This is a genomic window from Streptomyces sp. NBC_00448, from assembly GCF_036014115.1.
Taxonomy (GTDB): Bacteria; Actinomycetota; Actinomycetes; order Streptomycetales; family Streptomycetaceae; genus Actinacidiphila.
This window is the reverse complement of sequence record NZ_CP107913.1, coordinates 7,889,020-7,908,753: the sequence shown is the minus strand read 5'-3', so window position 1 is coordinate 7,908,753 and position 19,734 is coordinate 7,889,020. Positions and strand designations below refer to the sequence as shown.

Here is a 19,734-nt window from a genome sequence, read left to right as displayed (position 1 = left end):
GTGCGTTGCGCGCTCACGCCACCAGCACCCGTGACGCGCCGATCGGCAGGTCCCACAGCGCGTCGCGCGGCAGCCCCGCGGCCCTCCACGCCGCGCGCAGCCGGATGAGCGGTTCCAGCGGCGGCTCGCCGGAGAGCAGGAACGTCGCCCAGTGCATCGGCGCCATCGCGGCCGCGCCGAGGTCGAGATACGCCTGCACCGCCTCCTCGGGGTCGGTGTGCACCGGCCGCAGCATCCAGCGCGGCGTGTACGCGCCGATGGGCAGCAGCGCGAGGTCGATGCCGGGGTGTACCCGGGCGATCTCGGCGAAGTAGGCGCCGTAGCCGGTGTCCCCGGCGAAGTAGACGCGGTGCCCGGCGCTGTCGGTGAGCACCCACCCGCCCCACAGCGTCCGGCAGGTGTCGGTGAGGGTGCGGCGGCTCCAGTGGTGCGCGGGCACGAAGTCGAACCGCACCCCGCGCAGCCACGTGCCCTCCCACCAGTCCAGTTCGGCCACCCGGGTGAAGCCGCGGCGCCGGAACCACTCGCCGAGCCCGGCCGGCACGTAGCAGGGCGTGGCGCGCGGCAGCCGTTTGATCGTGGGCGCGTCGAGGTGGTCGTAGTGGTTGTGGCTGATGACCACCGCGTCGATCGGCGGGAGGGTCCGCCAGGGCACGCCGACCGGGGTGACCCGGCGGGGCGTGCCGGGGATGCGGCGGGACCAGACCGGGTCGGTGAGCACCGTCAGCCCGCCGATCCTGACCACCCAGCTCGCGTGTCCGGCCCAGGTCACACTCACCGTGCCGGGCCCGGCGGCGGGCAGCGGCTCGGGCGCGACCGGCAGCAGCGGCAGGTCCTTGAGGGTGTGCGCGGGCGGGCGTACCGCGCACTCGCGGACCAGCCGGGCGATGTCGCGCACCCCGGGCATCGGCAGCGGGTCGGAGAGCCGGTCCACGAAGCTGGCCGGCCAGCGCCGGGGCCCGGTCGACGGATCGGGCACGTCGGTGGTGCGGGGCGCGTCGAGCCCGCGGCCGGCGGCGGCGCGGGGACCACCGGGCCGGGCATCCGCCGTGGCTGCGGATTCCGGGGCTCCGGGCGCGGCCAGGGAGTGCGCGCGCTGGTCGCTCATCTGGGCTCCCTCGCTCCCCCGCCAGGCCGGAACGTCTCCACGAACGTAAGTCAGACCCCTGTCCCCCGCGATCCGGTGTCGGCCGAACCGCTGACCGCCCCCATGCCGGTCAGCGCGGTGAACGCCGCGGTCAGCGCGGCCAGCCCAGCCGCGACGTGCGGCACCGCGACCGGGTCGGCGGCGTTCAGCGCGGCCTGCCGCTCGGCCTCGGTCGTGCCCAGCAGCACACCGGTGGCGATCCGCACCCGCGGCTCCTCCGGGTCGTCGCCGAAGCGATGGCCCCCGGGCACGTGACGGCCGAGCACGGCACCGAGCCGCTCCTCGGCCTGCCGCGCCGCGTGAGGTCCGGACGGCCCGGCGGTCGGGTAGAGCTGGAAGCCCGCCTGCGGTGGCCGGCAGGACGCCCCGGCCTCGGTGATCGCCCGGTACGCGGCCGCCGCAGTCCGCGCGTGCACCCGGTTCGCGGCGGCGCTGCGCTCGGCGACCTCCGGCGGCTCGCCCAGCACGTACGCGGTCGCGGCGGCGACGGGCGCGGGCAGCACCGCGCGCAGGGCGGCCAGCACATCGGCGGCGCGCTGCCGCCACGACGTGCCGTGCACGGTGTCGGGGAAGCGGGCCAGCGCGGCCGGCACCCCGGCGGGCACCAGGGTCGCGCCCAGGTCGGTGAGCACCACCGTGTGCTCGGGCAGCATCTCGGCCGGGCTGAGCAGGACCGTCTCGCGGTGGTGCAGCGTGTCGGAGTACGTCTCGTCGGACACGATCAGCAGGCCCGCCTCCGCCGCGGCCTCGCACGTCTCGTGCAGCAGCTCGGGCGCGGAGACGGTGCCGCTCGGGTCGTCCGCGGCCGACAGCACCAGCAGCCGCGGGTCAGCGCCCTGCGCCCGGGCCCGCCGTACCGTCTCCAGCAGCGCGACCGGATCGGGTACGCCGCCGCCCTCCGCGGGGGTCGGCACCGTGTGCACCCTTCGGCCGAGTATCCGCACCACCGGGTGCTGCCACGCCGCGGCCGGGCGGGCCAGCACCGGGTCCCCCTCGCTCGCCGTCAACACCGCGAGCAGCAGCTGCTCGGCCCCCGGCGCGGCCAGCACATGGGCCGCGCCCCCGGGCAGCGCCCTCCTCGACCAGTACCCGTCCGCCGCCTCCAGCAGTTCCCGCCCGCCCCCGGCCGACTCCGTCCCGCCCCCCGCACCCGCCATCCGCGCACCCCAGTACCCGGGCACCGGCAACCCCGGGTCGGGCCTCACCTCGAACGCCCACGGCATTGCGCACCTCCAGGTGCGAAGACAGCCCACTAGCCCCCACTTTCCCCCGTTTCCCCACCCCCCGCCCGTCGAGCGGGGGGGTGGGGACCGTCCTTACGTGTCGGCACCCGCGCAGCCCCCTTTTTTTGCCGCCCTCTCGCCTCCGGGCGCTTGGACCCGGTCCGGGGGCACCCCCACCCAGGCGGAGCCAGGGGGAGTACCCCCACCTTTCGACACCGGCGCGCCCTTAGGCTCGCCGGCTACCACGGCGAACCGTCCTGACGCGGGTATGCCCACACATGAGTACGGCTCCCACGTGACGGCGCCGGTGCGGAGCGGGGCTCCCCGACCGCCTCGCACCGCCCGTACGCGGGCGCACCCGTGCGTAAGAACGGTCCGCCGTCACGGCACCCCCGCCCCCACGGCTCGGCGTGAGCGTTTCGACAGGTGCGTGCGGGGGGAGCGGGGGTAGCTGTGCGGCATGACGTATCCGTGGAAGGAATGGGATCGGGCGCTGTTCTCGGCGGTGGCCGGGCGGAACTGGCCGGGGGCGGAGCCCGTGCTGCCGCGGCTGAGCCGGATCGCGAACCACGGGCGGTTGTGGTTCGGGATCGCCGCGGGGATGGCGGCGGTGGGCGGCCCGAACGGCCGCAAGGCCGCGCTGCGGGGCGTGGGGTCGCTGGCACTGGCCTCGTTGACGGTGAACACGCTGGGGAAGGGCGCGGTGCGCAGGGCGCGTCCGCTGCTGGACGCGGTGCCGGTGATCAGGCAGTTGCAGCGGCAGCCGGTCACGACGTCGTTCCCGTCCGGCCACGCCGCCTCCGCCGCCGCGTTCGCCGCGGGGGTGGCCGCGCAGTCGGGCGCGTGGGGCGCGGCGGTGGCGCCGGTCGCGGCGAGCGTGGCGTTCTCCCGGGTCTACACCGGTGTGCACTACCCGAGCGACGTGGTGGTGGGTGCCGCGCTGGGCGCCGGCGCGGCGCTGGCGGTACGGGCGCTGCTCCCGGTCCAGCGCCGCCCGCGGCCGGGCACGCCGGCGCGGGCGCCCCGGCTGGCCGACGGGCGCGGTCTGCACGTGGTGGCGAACACCGCGTCGGGCCCGCCGCCGCTGCTGAGCACGCCGGCCGAGCGGATCGCCGCGGCCCTGCCGGAGGCGGCCGTCGCGGAGTGCACGGAGGACGACGACCTGGTCGAGCTGCTGGAGCGGGCGGCGAGGTCGGCGGCGCGGGAGGGCGGCGCGCTGGGGGTGTGCGGCGGCGACGGCACCGTACGGGAGGCGGCCGCGGTCGCGCTGCGGCACCGGCTGCCGCTCGCGGTCTTCCCCGGTGGCACCCGCAACCACTTCGCCGCGGACCTCGGGCTGCTGTCGGTCGAGCTGACCGCGGCGGCCGTGGCGGCGGGCCAGGCGTCGCGGGTGGACGTGGCCCGCACTACCGGGGCGGGCGGGGACACCGGCGGAGCGGCGCCGTTTCTGAACACCTTCAGCATCGGCGCCTACCCGGACCTGGTCCGGGTGCGGGAGCGCTGGTCGCGGCGGGTGGGGAGCTGGCCGGCGAGCGTACTGGCGGCGGTGCACGTGCTGCGCACCTGCGAGCCGGTCGACGTGGTGGTGAACGGGCGGCCGCGCTCGGTGTGGCTGCTCTTCGCGGGAAACTGCCGCTATTCCAGCTGGGGGCCGGCGCCGGTGCGGCGGCGTGACCTGGCCGACGGGCTGCTGGACGTGCGGATGGTGGACGGCGGGCCGTTCGCCAGGACCCGGATGCTGGGCGCCGCCCTGACCGGGGCGCTCACCTCGTCGCCGGTCTACACCACGGCGGCCGTACCGAGGCTGCGGGTGCGGGTGCCGGGCGCGGGGGTGCACCTCGCGTGCGACGGGGAGGTGGCGGCCGCTCCCGGCGAGATGCTGCTCGACAAGTCGCCGGGCGGCCTGGTCGTGTACCGGGCCTGAGCCCGGCGGCCCGACAGCCCGCCAGCCCAGTGGCCCGGCGCGACCGACGGGGACGGGACCCGCACGTACCGGACGGACGTACGGCACGCGCACGTACGCGCAAGTACGGCACCCGCACGTTACGGCCCCGGCGGTTTCCCGTCGGGGCCGTACGCGGAACGTGCCGCGCGACCGTGCCGCGTGGCCGGGCGGACAGGGTGGTCAGTTGCCGCCGACCAGTCCGGCCAGTGCCCGCACCCCCTCGCCGGAGATGCTCAGCGCGTCCTCGTTGCCGGTGTCGATGGACAGGATCAGTTCGTCCGACGGCCAGGCTCCGCTGAGCACCGCGAGCTGGACCAGCCGGTAGCGGCGGGTGGCGGGCAGCGCCTCGGCCATCCGCGTCTCCGAGGTGAACACGGGGACGAGCTGGCGGCCGTCCTCCTGCTCGTAGACCGGGAGCTGGATCTCGCGCGGCGGCTCGGCGGCGGTCGGGTCGGGCTCCTGCGGGCGCTCCTCGGCGCCGGGCACCGGCAGCAGCACCTCGCTCACGGCGAGGGTGCTCAGCGCGATCACGTTCTCGCTGCCGTGGGAGATCTCGTGGAGGGCACGCTGGGCAGGGGGCAGGGCACCGTCGGGGTTGATGTCGGTCATCGTCGTGGTTTCCTCTCGCCGCGTCTGCGCTCGGTGTCTGCAAGTGGCTGAACCCGGCGCGTACCCAGCGAGTGCCGGAGCATGCCGCCCGTTTTCCGGAATCACTCCCGGGCGGCCGCCCGGCTCACTCGTACTCGGTGCCTCCCTTGCGGGTCAGGTACGCGTCACCGACCACCTTGGCGATGGCCCGGCCGCCGACGGCGGGGCTGTACTTCCCGTCGGCGGTGCGGATCACCACGCCCTCGCGGATGTGCAGCTCGCGGCCGGAGACCGTCTCGTCGCCCGCGGCGAGGGCGATTACCCGGTCCAGGTCGAACGGGCCGTGGAACAGCCTTGGTACGAGCGGCAGTTCGCCGTCGATGAGGTCGGCGGGGTCGAACCAGCGCAGTTGCCCGGCGATGTCCGCGCACACGTCGAACGCGGCGAACCCGGGCAGTCCGGTGCCCGCGTTCGTGCCGTAGTCGAGGTCCTGCACGCCCTTGCCGTAGACCTCGCCGAAGATCCCGACCCGGTCCGCGCCCAGCCGCTCGGCGAGCGCGGCGGCCACGGCGGGCAGGCCGTAGCCGTGCACCGCGCGCCAGTAGAGGTTGCCGTCGGACTCCTTCAACGCGAGCTGCCTGGCGCCCAGCCCCTTGGACGTGACGTCGACGGTGCCGGAACCGGCGTGGTAGGTGAGGCAGCAGGCGGTGCCGTGCAGCTTCTCGGTGACGGTGACCTGGTCGCCGGGCGCGAAGATGTCCGGGTAGCGCTTGAGGTTCTCGATGTCGATCCAGGGCAGCAGGTCGGGCGCGGCATCCACGTCACCGCTCATCGAGATCGGCACCGGGGGCACCCACTTGACGATCTGAAGCAGTTCGCCGAAGTCCGCGTCGTCGGCGGCGGCCCGCTCCAGGTCGACACCGTCGAGCGCGCGAGGCCGGCAGACGATGCCCTGGGAGAGCTCGCCGCGCAGCCGTACCGCCCGCACCCGGTTCTTCCTCGACCCGGCCAGCCGTCCGGTGAGGCCGAGTTCGGCGATCAGCGGCTCGGGCAGCACGGACTGCTCGGGTATGTAGACCGCGAACTCCCCGGTGCGGTAAGCCCCTTTGGCCACCACCGCGCGGTAGAGCCCGACCTGCGCCAACTCCAGCGCGTCCGCGTTCGGGTGGTCGAGGATCGTGAGCCGCTCGGCGGTGACGCGCAGCGTGGACATGGTGGTGCCCCCCTTGGTGTTCGTGTGTCCGCGGCGCCTTCCCGGCCCGCGCCCCCACTGTGCGACGTGCCCGGGGCGACGGGCCAACGGTTTTAGGGACCAACAGCGCTAGGGGCCAACGGATTTGGGGGCAACGGATTCAGGCGGACCGGGGTGCCGGCCCGGCCCGGCCCCGTTCCCGCCCGGCGCGGCGAGGTCCTTGGTCAGGAAGACACGGCTGGTGCCCGGCGGGTCGCAGGGGACCTCCCCCAGCAGTTGCCACCCCTGCTTCCGGTAGAAGTCCGGGGCCTGGAAGCTGATCGTGTAGAGCACGGCGGAGCGGCAGCCGCGGGCGCGGGCCTCGTCCTCGGCCCGGCGGAGTATCCGCGCGCCCAGGCCGCCGCCGCGCAGCTCGGGCGGCAGGAAGAAGAGGTCGACGAAGAGCAGCCCGAGCGAGGTCCGCCCGGTCAGCCCGCCGATCACCCGGTCCGTCTCGGGGTCGCGGACGAGCACGGCGAGCGGCCCGCGGTCGTCGACCCCCGACGTCTGCACGTTGAACCGGTCCAGCGCGGCCGAGACCACGGCGAGGTCGTCGGGCGTCGGCGCATCGGTGACGAAGAGTTCCGTCCGGGATGCGGGGCGTGGCGGCGCGCCCGCGGTGGTCGGGTCGGTCGCGGGCATGGTTCCTCCGGGGTGTGGACGGGGGCGGTACGGGAGCGGGGCGGTCGGCGGTCGGCGGTCGGCGGTCGGCGGTCGGCGGTCGGCGGTCGGCGGTCGGCGGTCGGCGGGCCGTACGGGAGCGTGGCGGCCGACGGCCACGGGGCCGTACGGGAGTGTGGCGGCCGGCCGCGGCGCGCACCGGCAACGCTACGGCGTGGACGTTTCGACGCGCGCCGAACCGAGGCCGCCGAGGTTCGCGCACAATCGGGGTATGAACGTTGAGCGCGCAGGTCAGGACGTGGGGGTGGACCTGGCGGCCGTGGCCAGGCTACTGGCCGACGGGACCCGGGCCGACTTCTGCCTGGCCCTGCTCGACGGCCGGGCCTGGACCGCGAGCGAGCTCGCCCGCCATGCCGGGGTCGCGCCCTCGACCGCGACATCACATCTGAACCTGCTCGTCGGCGGCGGGCTCCTCGTCGAGGAGCGGCACGGGCGGCACCGCTACCTGCGGGTGGCCGACCGCCGGGTGATCGAGCTGATCGAGAGCCTCGCCGCTCTCGCGCCGCGGCCCGTCGCGCGGCCGCGGTCGCTGTCGGCGTCCGGCCGCGGGCAGGCGCTCGCCCGCGCCCGGCTGTGCTACGACCACCTGGCCGGGGCCCTCGCGCTGGCGGTCACGGACGCGATGGTGGGGCGCGGGCTGCTGGAGTGGGGGCCGGAGCCGGGGCTCACCGGCGCGGGCTCGGCCTGGCTGGCCGAGGTCGGGGTCGCCGTGCCGAGCGGCTCGCGCCGGCCGCTGGTGCGGGCGTGCCTGGACTGGACCGAGCGCCGGCCCCACCTGGCGGGCGCGGTGGGCGCCGCCCTGTGCGACCACGCGCTCACCGCCGGATGGGTCACGCGGGTCGGCACGTCCCGCGCACTCGCCGTGACCGCCACCGGCCGCCGGGCGTGGCAGGGGCACCTGGGCGTATCGACGGACGGCCTGTGAGCCGGGGCCGGCCGCGGCGGGATCGGCGCGGGCCCCCGGACGCCGGGGCAGGTCCGGGGCAGGTCTGGTGACGGGTCCATGGCGGGTCTGTGACGGGGCCACCGGGCTTCGGCGGGGCGGAAGTTGTCATCGGGGCGGCGGCCGACGAGGGTTCGACCATGCGATACATCATCATCGGCGCGGGCGCGGTGGGCGGCGCCATCGGCGGACGGCTCTTCGACAGCGGCCACGAGGTCGTGCTCGTGGCCCGCGGGGCGCATCTGGACGCACTGCGCGAGCACGGACTGCGGCTCCGACTGGCGGACCGCGAAAGGCAGTTGAGGATTCCGGCGGTCGAGGGGCCGGCGGAACTGACGGCGCGGGACGACGACGTGCTCGTGCTCGGCGTGAAGACCCAGGACACCCCCGCCGTCCTGGACACGTGGGGTGCGTACGGCTACGGCACCGGCACGGGCTCCCGCGCGGGCGCCGGGCCCGCGGTGGTGTGCGCGCAGAACGGCGTGGAGAACGAGCGCCTGGCGCTGCGCCGGTTCGCCGACGTGTACGGGATGTGCGTATGGCTGCCGGCGTCCTTCCTCGAACCGGGCGTGGTGAGCGCGCTGTGCGCGCCGCTGACCGGGATGCTCCACCTGGGCCGCTACCCGTCGGGGTCGGACCCGACCGTGCGGGCGATCGCCGCCGATCTGGCGGACGCGGGCTTCGCCGCACCGGTCACCGAGGATGTGATGGCCTGGAAGTACGCCAAGTTGCTGGGGAACCTGGTGAACGCCGCGGACGCGGTGCTCGGCCCCGACGAGGACGCGCGGCGCGAACTGGCCGCGCGGGCAAGGGCCGAGGGCGTGGCGGCGCTGGACGCGGCCGGTATCCCGTACATCGGCGCCGAGCAGCAGGCGCGGACACGCGGGGACCGGGTGGAGTCTTCGCAGGCGAAGCACAGTTCGACCTGGCAGAGCCTGGCGCGCGGCACCGGGTCGATCGAGTCGGACTACCTCAACGGCGAAATCGTGCTGCTCGGCCGCCGGTTCGGGGTGCCGACGCCGGTCAACGAGGCGCTGCGGCACGCCGCGAACCGCGCGGCCCGCGAGCGCCGCGCCCCCGGCGAACTGACGGCCGAGGAGCGCGCAGAACTGCTGGGCGCGGGCAACTGACCAGCGCCCAGCAGCACTTCACCGCTTCACTTGTGGGCCGACGGCGGCTCCTGCGGGCGCATCCGGAAGTCGTACGCGGCGGGCAGCGGGTGCTCGCGACGGGCCCGGGCGCGCGCGTCGTCCGACGTGCCGTCGTGCGGCTTCGCGTCGCCCGCGGTCTCGGCGCCGTCGGTGAGCAGGGCCTCGGCGACGGCGTACCAGGTGTCGCTGAGCGCTTCGTCGCCCTCGGCCAGGTCGTCGACGACCACGCCCTCGTCGAGCAGCGCGCGGGCCCTGACCGGGTCGCCCTGGGCGAGCGCGGTACGGGCCCGCAGCAGCCTCGCGCGCCCGCCGTCGAGGGGTGAGGTGTCGCCGTCGGGGCCGGGCACGGGGCGGTCGAGGATGCGCGCGGCGGCGTCGGCCCGGCCGGCGGCGAGCAGCGCGGGGACGGCCTCCAGGGCGTAGGCGCGCAGCGCGGTGCGGGCGGACCGCCGTGGGGATTCGGCGGGTTGGGGGTCCGCCGGAGCGGCTGCGGGCGCGGCGGCGGACGGTTCCGCGGGCGAGTCTGTGGACGGGTCCGCCGGGGCGGCGGGGGCATCGGCCGGGGTGCCGGCGAGCGCCTCGGTCAGGGTGTCCGCGAGCGCCTCGTACCCGGCGATGTACCGCTCCGCGGCCCGTTCGGTGCGCTCGGCGGCGGTGTCGGCGACGGCCAGGGCGCGCAGCACCCACGGCGAGGGGTGGGCGGCGAGCGAGCGCTCCCAACTGCGCACCGCCTGGGCCCGGTCGCCGGCCGCCCACTGCGCGACGCCGAGGTGGTAGTCGCGGTACCACTCGTTGCCGGGGTAGGTGTCGGCGGCTTCCAGCAGTTCGCGCCACTCGGGCGAGACCAGGGTGGGCCCCGGCGCGGAGGCGGGGGTGGGGCGGGGGAACACGCCGGCCAGCAGCAGTTCGAGCCAGGGCTTCTGGGCGGCGCCGAGGGTCGCGGGCGGGAAGGGGGTGCCCGGCAGCGGGTAGCGGCCGCGCTCGACCTCCAGCGCGCCCCAGCCGGAGCCGGCGGCGAGCACGTCCGCGGGCTCGGGGTCGGCGTCGGCCCGGGTGAGCCAGGCGGTGCGGGCCGCGTCAAGGGTGGCCCGGGGCAGCGCCGCTTCCAGGCTCGCCGCGGCCTCCGCGCGGGCCGCGGCCCAGTCGGCGCCGTGCACCAGTGCGGGGTCGGCGTCGAGCGGGCCGTACGCCTCCAGCCAGCACAGCTCCGACTCGGCGGCCATCGGCAGGTGTTCGAGCTGGGTACGGGCCAGGCCGGCCTGGATCTCCAGGTACCCGCCGGTGCCGGGCTCGGTGAGCCACTCCTGCCAGCGCCGCCCGCCGCGGCCGCGGCCCCAGCGGAACAGCTTGCGGCCGCGCAGCCCGTCGGTGGAGGTCTGCACCAGGCCGCGGCCCTGCCCGTCGAGCGCGGCGATCCAGCGGCGGTCGTCGCCCTGGATGTCGAAGAAGTGGTCGGCGGCGTGCTCGAACCGCGTCGGGTACGTCACGTCGGCGTCGGCCTGCGCGTCCGGGCCGCCGGGGCCGTCCGGGATGCGCGGCACCGCGACATGGGTGAGGGTGCGGTGGTAGTCGAACTGCCAGGCGGCGTCCGCGGGTACCAGCACCCGGGTGTCGGCGGTCTCGGGGACGGCGGTGTTGGACCACCAGTACACGGGCACCGTCCGGTCGTGCGGGTTGCGGACCCGGACCCCGACGTACAGGAAGTCGGAGCCGGCCGGCAGCCACAGGTCGACCTGGAACGGCAGGTCGCGCAGCCGCTCCCACTCCCACAGCCGCAGCATCTCCCCGCCGTCGGGCGCGGTGAGCCGGGCGGCGTGCAGGGGCGCGCAGGTGTGGGCGGCGTGGCCGGTGGCGCCGAGGTTCCACTCGACGCCCCCGGAGAACCAGGCGCCGGCCAGCGCGAAGTCCGCGGGCTGGAACACCGGGTTGCGGTAGAGCAGTTCGCGGCCGGTGGGCTTGTGCAGCAGCGAGTAGAGCCGGCCGCCGAGGCCGGGCAGCACGGTGGCGCGCAGCCGGTCGTTCTCGATGACGACGGCGTCGAGTTCGGCGGGCGCGCGGTCCCGCCCGTAGCCGTCGAGCACGCGGACCGGCAGCACCGTGCGCAGCGGGGCGTAGCCGATCTGCCGGGCCATGTCCGGGGGCAGGCCCTTGCGCTCGTGCGGGTCCAGGCGGTGCTGCTCCAGGCGCTCGTGGAGCGCGGGCAGCGGGTTCTCCGGGCCCAGCGGCGCGGCGGGGATGCGCACGGTGGCGCGCCGCACGGTCGTCGCGGTCGTATCGGTCGTCGCGGTCCTGGCCAAGGCCACCTCATCCGGCACGGGCGGCCGCCTTCCGCACGGCGGCCGTGTGATCACCATGGAACATGCTTCGCGGCCCGCTGAACAGAGCCCGCACCGTACAGGGTTGGGCAAAACTGATGGAAACCGGGTAAAACGTCCCGTCCGCCCGGTCCGCCGACCCGTTGCGCCACCGCTGTCGGTGCCCGCTGCTAGAACGGTGCCCATGACGTCATTCCGCACCCCGCCCGCCGGGGCGTTCCCGGCCCTGCGCTTCCCCGACTGGCTGGAACTGGTGGAGGACCGGTCGGCCGCGCTGCGGAAGGCGGCCGAGACCGCCGACGGGCAGGCCCGGGTGCCGGGTTGCCCGGACTGGACGGTGCGCGATCTGGTGGCGCACGTCGGGCAGGTGCAGCGCTTCTGGGCGGCCGCCGTCGCCGCCGGGCCGGCCTCCCGGCCGCCCGACCCGGACGCGGTGGGCGACGTGACGCCTTCCGGTGAGCTGACGGCGTGGTCGGCCCGCTCGACCGCGCTGCTGCTGGACGCGCTGCGGGCGGCCGGCCCGGATCTGGAGTGCTGGACGTGGTGGTCGGCGTCCGGCAGCCCGGCGACGGCGGGCGCCGTCGCCCGCCACCAGGTGCAGGAGGCGGCGGTGCACGCCCGTGACGCGCAGGACGCGGTGGGCGCCCCCGAACCGCTGCTGCCGGCGCTGGCGGTGGACGCGCTCGACGAGTTCCTGCACATCGGCTTCGGCAGCATGGACGGCTGGCCGCACGCCCCCGCCCGGGTCGCCCTGGTCTGCGAGGAGGGCCCCGCCTGGACGCTGATCCTCGACGCGACCGGCGCGTCCGCGATACGCGTCGCCCCGGGCGGCGGCCCCGCCCCGGGCGCCTCGCTCACCGGCCCCGCCGAGGAGTTGCTGCTGGCGCTCTACCGGCGGGTTCCGTACGACGGCGGCACCCTGCGGGTGAGCGGGGACGCGGAGCTGGTCCGGCAATTGGTGGTCTGGTCGCCGCTGGATTGAGCACGTACCGTCCTGACTGAGGAGTGATGCTCATGTCAGGACGAGCGTTGCGAGTGGGCGGAGCCATGGGCGGAGCGCTCATGTTGCTCTCCGGCTGCTCCTTCGGCACACACTCGCATGTGACCGCGACCGCTTCGCCCACCGCGGCGTCCGCGCCCCCACCCGTCGGCAGCATCGAGCATCCCCGGCCGGTGGAGTGCGTCGACGGCCTCGTCCAGCGCGACGGCTCCCCGCCCGCGCCGCGCCGCACCACCAACCCGGCCGGCTCACCGACCGGCGCCCCCAAGGAACCGTCCTCCTCGTCGACCGGCCACCTCACCACCGGCAGCAGCCCGTCGGCGGCGCCCGCCGGCTCCGATGTCACCGTCGGCCCGCTGACCTGGCAGGGCCTGGGCGGTCTGGCCGGCGGCGACCAGACCGACCGCGGCCGGCAGAACTCCGGTGGCTGGCACTACCGCATCGACACCGTGGTCCGCCCCGACTCCACCGTCACCGTCACGGTCGGCGCCGAGCAGCGCGCCCGCGCCGGGCTGGAGTTCGGCGGCGAGTACGGCTCCGCGCCCGCGCCCGCGGTCGCCTTCCACTCCTGCCCGGGCAGCCCCACCTCCTTTCGTGGCTCCTTCTTCGTCGCCGGCGACGGCCGCGCCTGCGTCCCGCTGGACGTCAAGGTCGGTGACGCCCCGGCGCGGCACGTGGTGATCTCCTTCTTCAGCGGACGCTGCCCTGCGTAGGGTGGTGGCATGACCGAGTCCAGCCCCGACCCCGCTTCCGCTTCCGGACCCACCGGCGAGCCCGCGCACGACCCGGAGGTCCTCCAACTCGCCTCGCAGGTCTTCGATCTGGCCCGGCACGGCGACACCGACAAGCTCGCCGCGTATGTCGACGCCGGGGTGCCCGCCAACCTGACGAACGACAGTGGCGACAGCCTCGTCATGCTCGCCGCCTACCACGGCCACCCCTCGGCGGTGCACGCCCTCATCCAGCGCGGCGCCGACGTCGACCGGGTCAACGACCGCGGCCAGACCCCGCTCGCCGGCGCGGTGTTCAAGGGCGAGCAGGAGGTGATCACGGCCCTGGTGGAAGCCGGCGCCGATCCGGCCGCGGGCACCCCGTCCGCCATCGACACCGCCCGCGTGTTCGGCAGGACCGAACTGCTGGCGCTCTTCGGCGCGGAGTGACCGCGCCGGCCCCGCGCCCCTGACACCTCCGGGCTGCCCCCGCCCAACTGAGGGGCCACCTGCCGATGGGTGGCCGCTCGCGCCGTTCGCCCGCAGGGGTTCGCCAGGGGGCTCCACGCGCCCCGGATTCGTGCGGGCCCTTCCGTGGAAGGCGCGCCCTTCCTCCTCCCGTTGCCCGCCCGGGCGGTCGCTCAGCCGATCGCCTCGGCCCGCTCGGCCAGCCGCGCCGTGCCCTGCCCGGTGAGCGAGCCGTACAGCCGCAGCCGGGAGATGCCGCCGTCCGGGAAGATCTCGATCCGGGCATGCGTGGCCGGGGCGGCTTCATCGACGAGAAAGCGGTGGGCGGTGTCCGGGTGCAGCCGCACCCGGTCGAGCAGCGGCACCCACTCCCCGTCCTCGCCGTCCCGTATGGACAAGGTGGCCCAGCCGGCCGCATTGCCCTTGAGATAGGCGGTGTCGATCTCGATCGCCCGGACGGTGCCCTGTTCGACCAGCCGGTACTCGATCCAGTCGTGTCCCTGATCCCGACGGCGGCGGGTCTCCCAGCCGTCGTCCATCTTCCGGGAGCGGCCCGGCAGGATGGTGTGCTCGGGGGGCGAGTAGAAGCGGTCGGAGGCGTCCTGGACGGTGCCGCCGTGCTCCAGCGCGACCAGGTCGATGGTGCCGAGCGCTGCCAGCCAGGCAGGGTCGGGCGCCACCTGTCCATACACCCGCAGGCGCGCGACCCCGCCGTCAGGGTGCTGGCGCAGCCGCAGATGGGAGAAGCGCCGCTCGACGCGGATCGCGAAGGCGTTCTCCGCGTGGCCGCCGACCGGGGTGCGGGGCACCAGCTCGGTCCACTCGACCGACGGGTCCGCCACATCCTCGGGCCCGGCAGACGGGGAGAGAGCGGCGGCCTCCACCGAGACGGACTGCGGGTAGTTGCCGCGGAAGTGCGCGGTGTCCACCACGATGCCGCGGACCACGCCGGGCACCGCGAGCCGCACCACCGCCCAGTCGTGGTCCGCCGGCTCCGGATGCGGGGTCTGCGCCGAGCGGCCGCGGCGGCGCCGGGTCTCCCACCCGTCCATCACCTTGCCCTTGTGCCCGAACCGCTCGGGGTCGAAGACCGCGGGCCCGGGCAGCAGCAGATTCTCCCGCTCGGCGAAGAACTCGTCATTGGCCGCAATCACCCCCGCGCCGAGCCGGCGGTCGGTCAGATCCGCCAGCCCGGTGAAGGGCAACTCCGCCCGGCGGTAGTCCGCGAAGGGGTTCCCTCCTCCGTACGGCAGCGCGTCCCCGGTGAAATCGGTCAGTGCGGTGAAGGCCGCTTCCTGCTCCATGCCCGCTGTCCCCCTCGTCTCCGCGGCCCGCGCCGCATCCATGTCCGCCGCGGCCACTGTCACTGCTTCTGCTCCAGCCGTCCCTCTTCGTCCCTCGCTCCTTTTCATGCCCCCACCCTCCCCCCTCCGACACTTCAGGTCCATCGATACTTTTTGAATATTCCTTTCAGTTCAACTTCACGAATGGGTCCAACTCAGCGGCGTGCCGCAGCGCCCCCATCACCCGCCGCACCAGCGCCCCCTCCTCCGTGCCCGCGCGGACCGCCGCCACGATCCGGCGCACCGGCCGGTCCGCGTCCAGCGGCCGGACCGCGACCAGGCGCCGCCAGCCGCCCACGGTCGCCATCTGCGGCACCAGCGCGATCCCCATACCCGCCGCCACCAGTGAGAAGATGGCCGGCCAGTCCGCCGCGGCATGCGCCTGCTCCGGTACGAACCCGGCGTCGGCGCAGGCCGCGAGCGTGATGGTGCGCCACGGCCCGCGGCTGCCGAAGATCCACGACTCCTCGGCGAGCGCGGCCAGCCGCAGTCCCGGCGCGGTGGCCAGCGGGTGGCCGATCGGCAGGGCGATGTCCAGCGGGTCGGTGAGCAGCGGGAACACCGCGAACCGCGGGTCCCGGGCGGTGGGCGCGTCGACCGCGAGGGAGACCGCGACGTCCACCTCGCCCGCGGCCAGCTCCTCGAAGACCGCCGCGGCCTCGATCTCCCGCACCGACACCGTGATCGCGGGCGCGGACTGGCGCAGCAGCTCCGCGGCGGGCACGACGAGCCGGCTGATCGCGGTGGCGATGGTGCCCACCTTGACCAGGCCCGCGTCACCGCGGGCGTACCCCTCCAACTCGGCGCCCGCCCGCTCCAACTGGGCGAAGACCACCTCGGTGTGGCGCAGCAGGACCTGCGCCGCACCGGTCAGCCGCACCCCGCGGCCGCGGGCCTCGACGACCGGCGTCCCTATCTGTTTCGAGAGCGTGGCCAGTTGCTGCGACACCGCCGACGGCGTCATCCGCAGCGCGGCCGCCGCGGCGGTGACCGTACCCGCGTCGTGCAGGGCGCGAAGGATCTGGAGCTTCTTGAGGTCCCACTCTTTCATACGGCCAGACTAAACAGTCAGACCATGATTGTGCGGATGGATTGATGGGTACGACGAGTACGACACCGGTCACGACACTGCTGCCGCGCTCCCCGGCCCGCGCGTTCTGCGGTGTTCCTGCGGGCTGACCCCGCGCACGCGCTTGAACGCCGCGCTGAGGGCGAACGGGCTGCCGTACCCGACCTTGCGCGCCACCGCGGCGATGGTGGCGTCCGGTTCGCGCAGCAGGTCGGCGGCGAGGGCGAGCCGCCAGCTCGTCAGGTAGGCCATCGGCGGCTCGCCGACGAGTTCGGTGAAGCGGCGGCCGAGCGCCGCACGTGACACACCGGTCTCGGCGGCCAATGCGGCCACCGTCCAGCCGTGCGCGGGCCGTTCGTGCAGCAGCCGCAGTGCCGGGCCGACCACCGGGTCGCCCTGCGCGGCGTACCACCCCGGCGTGCCCGCCTCCGGCCGGGCGAACCACGCGCGCAGCACCGCGATGAGCAGCAGGTCCAGCAGGCGGTCGAGGACCACCTCCTGCCCCGGCTCGTCGCGCACCACCTCCGCGGACAGCAGCGCGGGCAGCGGGCTGTGCCAGGCGTCCGCCGGCAGCACCAGCACCTGCGGCAGCGCGGCCAGCAGCCGCCGGCTGACCTCGCCGTCCATCTGGTAGGTCCCGCTGATCAGCACCCCCGCGCCCGGTGTGTCCTCGGCGGTGTCGCCCCACGTGCGCACCCCGAGGTCCATCTCCTCGCACAGCTCGTCGCCGTCCGGGGTCTGCGAGACCTGGCCGGGCCGGATCACGATCTGCGGCGGCGTCGCCGGGTCGCCCGCGACGGTGTACGGCTCCGGGCCGCGCACCACCGCGATGTCCCCGGGCCCGATCCGCACCGGCGGCTCCCGGTCGGGCACCACCCACGCGTCCCCGTCGACCGGGTAGAGCAGCGTCAGCGGGGCGCGGTCGGCGATCCGGATCGCCCACGGCGGGGCCAGCACCGAGCGAAGCAGGAACGCACCGCGCGCCCGCGGCCCGTCGAGGAGGTCGGTCAGCGCGTCCATATCGTCCTCAGACGCACGTCAGGGGCGAGTACGGAAGGTGCCCGCACGGACGGCGCGCGTACGGAAGGTGCCCGCACGGAAGGTGCCCGCACGGACGGTGCGCGTACGCACCGCGTGTGTACGGGAGATGTGCGTACGGCTGCATACGTCCCAGCGTAGGCGGTGGACGCGCGCGTATGCGGGTGAGTTTCTCGGCCATGGCCGGGACCGGCCCGGGGCGGCTGTACTCGAAGGCATGACGACGACCTCCACCTCGCAGTGGCCCGCGGCGCCCGCCCCCGCCGCATCACCCGTCCCCGCCAAGGGAGTTGACATGTCCGCCGATCTCCGCAGCCTGGTGCTGCTCGCCGCCACGCTCACCACCGGGTTGATGGCCGGTCTGTACTTCGCGTTCTCGTGCGCGGTGATGCCCGGCCTCGGCCGCTCGTCGGACCGCACCTTCGTGGAGTCCATGCAGCGCATCAACGTGGCGATCCTGAACGGCTGGTTCAGCCTGGCGTTCGGCGGCGCCCTGGTGCTCGGCGGCCTCGCGATCGCGCTGCACCGGCGCGGCGCGGCCAGTGCCGCCCTGCCGTGGATCATCGCGGGCGTCGCGCTCTACGCGCTGTCGCTGCTGATCACGATGGGCCTGAACGTGCCGCTGAACGACCGGCTGGCGAACGCCGGCGACCCGGGCAAGGTCCACGACCTGGCGGCCGTGCGGGAACGGTTCGAGTCGACCTGGGTGCACTGGAACGTCGCCCGCACCCTCGCCTGTACGGCGTCGCTGGGCTGCCTGGCCTGGGCGATGCGGGTCGCGGCCCGGGCGAGCGGCCAGGCGTGAGCGGCCAGGCGTGAGCGGCCAGGCGTGAGGACCGGAACATACGCCGCGAACCCGCTCCGGCGGCGCCCGCCGGGTCACCCCGCCGCGTTCGCCGCCTCGGCCGGGTTCGTCGCCCCGGACGGGTCCGCCGCGCCCGCCACCCGCGCGGCGATCCGCCGCGCCACGTCCGCCGGCGGCGTCCCCGCCGTGTCGACGACCTCGCCCGCCTCCCGCAGCCACGGCAGGGCCGCCTCGTACGCGGAGACGTGGTCGAGCCGCCACTGCCGGGCCGGCGCCCCTTCGGTGTCCTGCTCGATCCGCCGGACCAGTTCCTCGGGATCGGCGTGCAGCACGAAGTGGTGGACGGGTACGCCGGCTTCGGCCAGGCCGCCGGACAGCTCGGTCCAGTACGCCTCGACCAGCACCGACTGCGGGAGGACCAGGGTGCCCCCGACGTAGTCGAGCAGTTGGACGGCGGTCTGCACCACCAGCGACCGCCACGGCGGGTGCTCCTGGAAGTCCCGGACCGGCTTGTCGGTCAGGAACGGCCGGAGCATGTGGCCGACGTACTCCGAGTCGAAGATCCGCGCTCCGGGCAGCATCTCGGTGAGCAGCCGCGACGTGGTCGTCTTCCCCGCGCCGAAGGTGCCGTTGAGCCATACGATCATGGGTCCGAGCCTAGTGGCGGCCCGGCACGTCCACCGGTTCGCGCCGCACCCGGCCGCCCCCGCCGCCCGGCGGCCCGCGCGTCCCCCGCACCACCCGCCGCGGTCGCGGCGCCGGTTGGGTACGATCGGCGGCGCCGCGACTGGCGAGGGTGGGCCACCACCGGGAAGCGGCACGCACACCTTCGGACGCGTCGACCGCCTGGGCGCCTCGGATCAGCGCACGCGACCGAGGAGGACCCCGGATGGAACTGCGGTACGGACTCAACCCCCAGCAGCAGCCGGCACATGCCGTACCCGTGGCACCGGGGCCCGGCCCGCTGCGGGTGCTCAACGGCGAACCGTCGTACATCAACCTGCTGGACGCGCTGGCCGGTTGGCAGCTCGTACGGGAAGCGGCGGGCGCGCTCGGGCGGCCCGCGGCGGCGTCGTTCAAGCACGTGTCGCCCGCGGGCGCGGCACTGGCCGGCCCGGTGGACGCGGACACCGCCGCCCGCTACGGGCTCGGGACGACCGCGCCCGGTCCGCTGGCCGGTGCGTATCTGCGGGCCCGGGACGCCGATCCGCGGTCGTCCTACGGTGACCTGGCCGCCGTGTCGCACCCGGTGGACGAGGAACTCGCCGAGCTGCTGGGCGGGTTGGTCTGCGACGGGATCGTGGCACCCGGTTACGCGCCCGGCGTGCTGGCCACGCTGAGCCGCAAGCGGCGCGGCCGTTTCCTGGTGCTGGCGGCCGACCCCACGTACGTGCCGCCGGCCGCCGACAGCCGCGAGGAGTACGGGCTGCGGCTGAGCCAGGCCCGCGACGACGTGCCGATCTGCGCCGGCCTGCTGACCGACGTGGTGTGCGGCGAGCTGCCGCAGGCCGCCGCCGACGACCTGCTGCTCGGCCTGGCCGTGGTCCGCCACACCCAGTCCAACTCGGTCTGCTACGTGCGGGACGGGGTGACGCTCGGCATCGGCGCGGGCCAGCAGTCCCGGCTGGACTGCACCCGCCTGGCGGGCCGCAAGACGCACACCTGGTGGATGCGCCGCCACCCCTCCGTACGGGCCATGGAGTTCAGGCCCGAGGTACGCCGGCAGGACCGGGTGAACTGGCAGGTGCGGTGCGCCGAGGGCGACTTGACGCCGTACGAGGCCGAGGCGCTGCGCGGGGTGCTGGCCGGGCCGCCGCCGAGCGCGGTACTGCTGCCGGACGGCGGTGAGCGGCAGGCGTGGCGGGAACGGCTGACGGGGGTGGCGTTCGCCTCGGACGGGGCGCTGCCCTTCGCGGACAACGTGGAGCACGCGGCACGCTACGGGGTGCGGTGGATCGCCGAGCCCGGCGGGTCGATCCGCTCGGACAAGGTCGTCGAGGCGTGCGAGCGGCAGGGAATGACCCTGGTTCGGACCGGACTTCGGCTCTTCCGGCACTGATCCGCCCCGGCGGGAGCG

At 75.4% G+C, this 19,734-nt stretch carries 18 protein-coding genes and 1 riboswitch; of the genes, 8 read left to right on the top strand and 10 right to left on the bottom strand.

All coding sequences use genetic code 11. The features are described from left to right. Positions 1–13: 13 nt before the first annotated feature. Together OG370_RS34115 and OG370_RS34110 are read right to left on the bottom strand one after the other, a co-directional pair. Positions 14–1,108: an MBL fold metallo-hydrolase gene (locus OG370_RS34115; protein ID WP_328471114.1), complete on the bottom strand. Its 1,095-nt coding sequence runs from the start codon at positions 1,106–1,108 to the stop codon at positions 14–16. A gap of 50 nt (positions 1,109–1,158) precedes the next feature. After that, positions 1,159–2,370, bottom strand: coding sequence for an aminotransferase class I/II-fold pyridoxal phosphate-dependent enzyme (locus tag OG370_RS34110; RefSeq protein WP_328471112.1), 1,212 nt, complete (start codon positions 2,368–2,370; stop codon positions 1,159–1,161). Positions 2,371–2,830: 460 nt separating this feature from the next. Between OG370_RS34110 and OG370_RS34105 the strand changes: the two genes are divergently transcribed. Further along, positions 2,831–4,294 carry a phosphatase PAP2 family protein gene (locus OG370_RS34105; protein WP_328471110.1) on the top strand — a complete coding sequence of 488 codons (1,464 nt, stop codon included), beginning with the start codon at positions 2,831–2,833 and terminating at the stop codon, positions 4,292–4,294. 201 nt (positions 4,295–4,495) lie between these two features. Here OG370_RS34105 and OG370_RS34100 read toward each other — a convergent pair whose 3' ends face one another. The 3 genes from OG370_RS34100 to OG370_RS34090 form a co-directional block, all read right to left on the bottom strand. After that, positions 4,496–4,924, bottom strand: coding sequence for an SseB family protein (locus tag OG370_RS34100; protein ID WP_328471108.1), 429 nt, complete (start codon positions 4,922–4,924; stop codon positions 4,496–4,498). A gap of 124 nt (positions 4,925–5,048) precedes the next feature. After that, on the bottom strand, positions 5,049–6,116 hold the full coding sequence (locus OG370_RS34095) for an RNA ligase (ATP) (RefSeq protein WP_328471106.1): 1,068 nt from the start codon (positions 6,114–6,116) through the stop codon (positions 5,049–5,051). A gap of 108 nt (positions 6,117–6,224) precedes the next feature. Further along, the gene (locus OG370_RS34090; protein ID WP_328471104.1) at positions 6,225–6,776 is read right to left on the bottom strand and encodes a GNAT family N-acetyltransferase; all 552 of its coding nucleotides are present in this window, start codon (positions 6,774–6,776) and stop codon (positions 6,225–6,227) included. Between the two features lie 250 nt (positions 6,777–7,026). Here OG370_RS34090 and OG370_RS34085 point away from each other — a divergent pair, with 250 nt between their 5' ends. After that, on the top strand, positions 7,027–7,740 hold the full coding sequence (locus OG370_RS34085) for an ArsR/SmtB family transcription factor (RefSeq protein WP_328471102.1): 714 nt from the start codon (positions 7,027–7,029) through the stop codon (positions 7,738–7,740). Positions 7,741–7,898: 158 nt separating this feature from the next. Next, a complete protein-coding gene (locus OG370_RS34080; protein ID WP_328471100.1) occupies positions 7,899–8,888 on the top strand; it encodes a ketopantoate reductase family protein in 990 nt (329 codons plus the stop codon). Positions 8,889–8,914: 26 nt separating this feature from the next. On the opposite strand, the gene OG370_RS34075 is transcribed toward OG370_RS34080, so the two are convergent. After that, on the bottom strand, positions 8,915–11,224 hold the full coding sequence (locus OG370_RS34075) for a DUF5107 domain-containing protein (RefSeq protein ID WP_328471098.1): 2,310 nt from the start codon (positions 11,222–11,224) through the stop codon (positions 8,915–8,917). 184 nt (positions 11,225–11,408) lie between these two features. On the opposite strand from OG370_RS34075, the gene OG370_RS34070 reads away from it, so the two are divergent. The 3 genes from OG370_RS34070 (at position 11,409) to OG370_RS34060 (ending at position 13,384) form a co-directional block, all read left to right on the top strand. Next, the gene (locus OG370_RS34070; RefSeq protein WP_328471096.1) at positions 11,409–12,206 is read left to right on the top strand and encodes a maleylpyruvate isomerase family mycothiol-dependent enzyme; all 798 of its coding nucleotides are present in this window, start codon (positions 11,409–11,411) and stop codon (positions 12,204–12,206) included. A gap of 119 nt (positions 12,207–12,325) precedes the next feature. Continuing rightward, positions 12,326–12,937 (top strand): hypothetical protein, encoded by a 612-nt coding sequence (locus OG370_RS34065; protein WP_328471094.1) that lies wholly within the window; start codon positions 12,326–12,328, stop codon positions 12,935–12,937. Between the two features lie 9 nt (positions 12,938–12,946). Further along, the gene (locus OG370_RS34060; RefSeq protein ID WP_328471092.1) at positions 12,947–13,384 is read left to right on the top strand and encodes an ankyrin repeat domain-containing protein; all 438 of its coding nucleotides are present in this window, start codon (positions 12,947–12,949) and stop codon (positions 13,382–13,384) included. A gap of 191 nt (positions 13,385–13,575) precedes the next feature. Here OG370_RS34060 and alc read toward each other — a convergent pair whose 3' ends face one another. The 3 genes from alc to OG370_RS34045 form a co-directional block, all read right to left on the bottom strand. After that, entirely contained in the window at positions 13,576–14,706 is a 1,131-nt protein-coding gene (alc, locus tag OG370_RS34055; RefSeq protein WP_328471090.1) for an allantoicase, read from the bottom strand. Positions 14,707–14,872: 166 nt separating this feature from the next. Continuing rightward, positions 14,873–15,796, bottom strand: a complete 924-nt coding sequence (locus tag OG370_RS34050; protein ID WP_328471088.1) for a LysR family transcriptional regulator — start codon at positions 15,794–15,796, stop codon at positions 14,873–14,875. 69 nt (positions 15,797–15,865) lie between these two features. Beyond that, a complete protein-coding gene (locus tag OG370_RS34045) occupies positions 15,866–16,834 on the bottom strand; it encodes an AraC family transcriptional regulator (protein ID WP_328471086.1) in 969 nt (322 codons plus the stop codon). A gap of 313 nt (positions 16,835–17,147) precedes the next feature. Between OG370_RS34045 and OG370_RS34040 the strand changes: the two genes are divergently transcribed. Then, on the top strand, positions 17,148–17,657 hold the full coding sequence (locus OG370_RS34040) for an anthrone oxygenase family protein (protein ID WP_328471084.1): 510 nt from the start codon (positions 17,148–17,150) through the stop codon (positions 17,655–17,657). Positions 17,658–17,731: 74 nt separating this feature from the next. Here the strand turns inward: OG370_RS34040 and OG370_RS34035 are convergent, their stop codons facing one another. Next, a complete protein-coding gene (locus OG370_RS34035) occupies positions 17,732–18,304 on the bottom strand; it encodes an AAA family ATPase (protein WP_328471082.1) in 573 nt (190 codons plus the stop codon). Between the two features lie 126 nt (positions 18,305–18,430). Next, positions 18,431–18,516, top strand: a riboswitch (ZMP/ZTP riboswitch). Positions 18,517–18,546: 30 nt separating this feature from the next. Between OG370_RS34035 and OG370_RS34030 the strand changes: the two genes are divergently transcribed. Further along, entirely contained in the window at positions 18,547–19,716 is a 1,170-nt protein-coding gene (locus tag OG370_RS34030) for a phosphoribosylaminoimidazolecarboxamide formyltransferase (protein WP_328471080.1), read from the top strand. The last annotated feature ends 18 nt before the right edge of the window (positions 19,717–19,734 follow it).

Bases quoted from the DNA above. Each gene is read 5' to 3' on its own strand.
- OG370_RS34090 (WP_328471104.1), bottom strand. From the start codon at position 6,776: ATGCCCGCGACCGACCCGACCACCGCGGGCGCGCCGCCACGCCCCGCA.
- OG370_RS34030 (WP_328471080.1), top strand. From the start codon at position 18,547: ATGGAACTGCGGTACGGACTCAACCCCCAGCAGCAGCCGGCACATGCC.
- OG370_RS34095 (WP_328471106.1), bottom strand. From the start codon at position 6,116: ATGTCCACGCTGCGCGTCACCGCCGAGCGGCTCACGATCCTCGACCAC.
- OG370_RS34060 (WP_328471092.1), top strand. From the start codon at position 12,947: ATGACCGAGTCCAGCCCCGACCCCGCTTCCGCTTCCGGACCCACCGGC.
- OG370_RS34045 (WP_328471086.1), bottom strand. From the start codon at position 16,834: ATGGACGCGCTGACCGACCTCCTCGACGGGCCGCGGGCGCGCGGTGCG.
- OG370_RS34070 (WP_328471096.1), top strand. From the start codon at position 11,409: ATGACGTCATTCCGCACCCCGCCCGCCGGGGCGTTCCCGGCCCTGCGC.
- OG370_RS34105 (WP_328471110.1), top strand. From the start codon at position 2,831: ATGACGTATCCGTGGAAGGAATGGGATCGGGCGCTGTTCTCGGCGGTG.
- OG370_RS34100 (WP_328471108.1), bottom strand. From the start codon at position 4,924: ATGACCGACATCAACCCCGACGGTGCCCTGCCCCCTGCCCAGCGTGCC.
- OG370_RS34080 (WP_328471100.1), top strand. From the start codon at position 7,899: ATGCGATACATCATCATCGGCGCGGGCGCGGTGGGCGGCGCCATCGGC.
- alc (WP_328471090.1), bottom strand. From the start codon at position 14,706: ATGGAGCAGGAAGCGGCCTTCACCGCACTGACCGATTTCACCGGGGAC.
- OG370_RS34115 (WP_328471114.1), bottom strand. From the start codon at position 1,108: ATGAGCGACCAGCGCGCGCACTCCCTGGCCGCGCCCGGAGCCCCGGAA.
- OG370_RS34110 (WP_328471112.1), bottom strand. From the start codon at position 2,370: ATGCCGTGGGCGTTCGAGGTGAGGCCCGACCCGGGGTTGCCGGTGCCC.
- OG370_RS34085 (WP_328471102.1), top strand. From the start codon at position 7,027: ATGAACGTTGAGCGCGCAGGTCAGGACGTGGGGGTGGACCTGGCGGCC.
- OG370_RS34040 (WP_328471084.1), top strand. From the start codon at position 17,148: ATGTCCGCCGATCTCCGCAGCCTGGTGCTGCTCGCCGCCACGCTCACC.
- OG370_RS34050 (WP_328471088.1), bottom strand. From the start codon at position 15,796: ATGAAAGAGTGGGACCTCAAGAAGCTCCAGATCCTTCGCGCCCTGCAC.
- OG370_RS34035 (WP_328471082.1), bottom strand. From the start codon at position 18,304: ATGATCGTATGGCTCAACGGCACCTTCGGCGCGGGGAAGACGACCACG.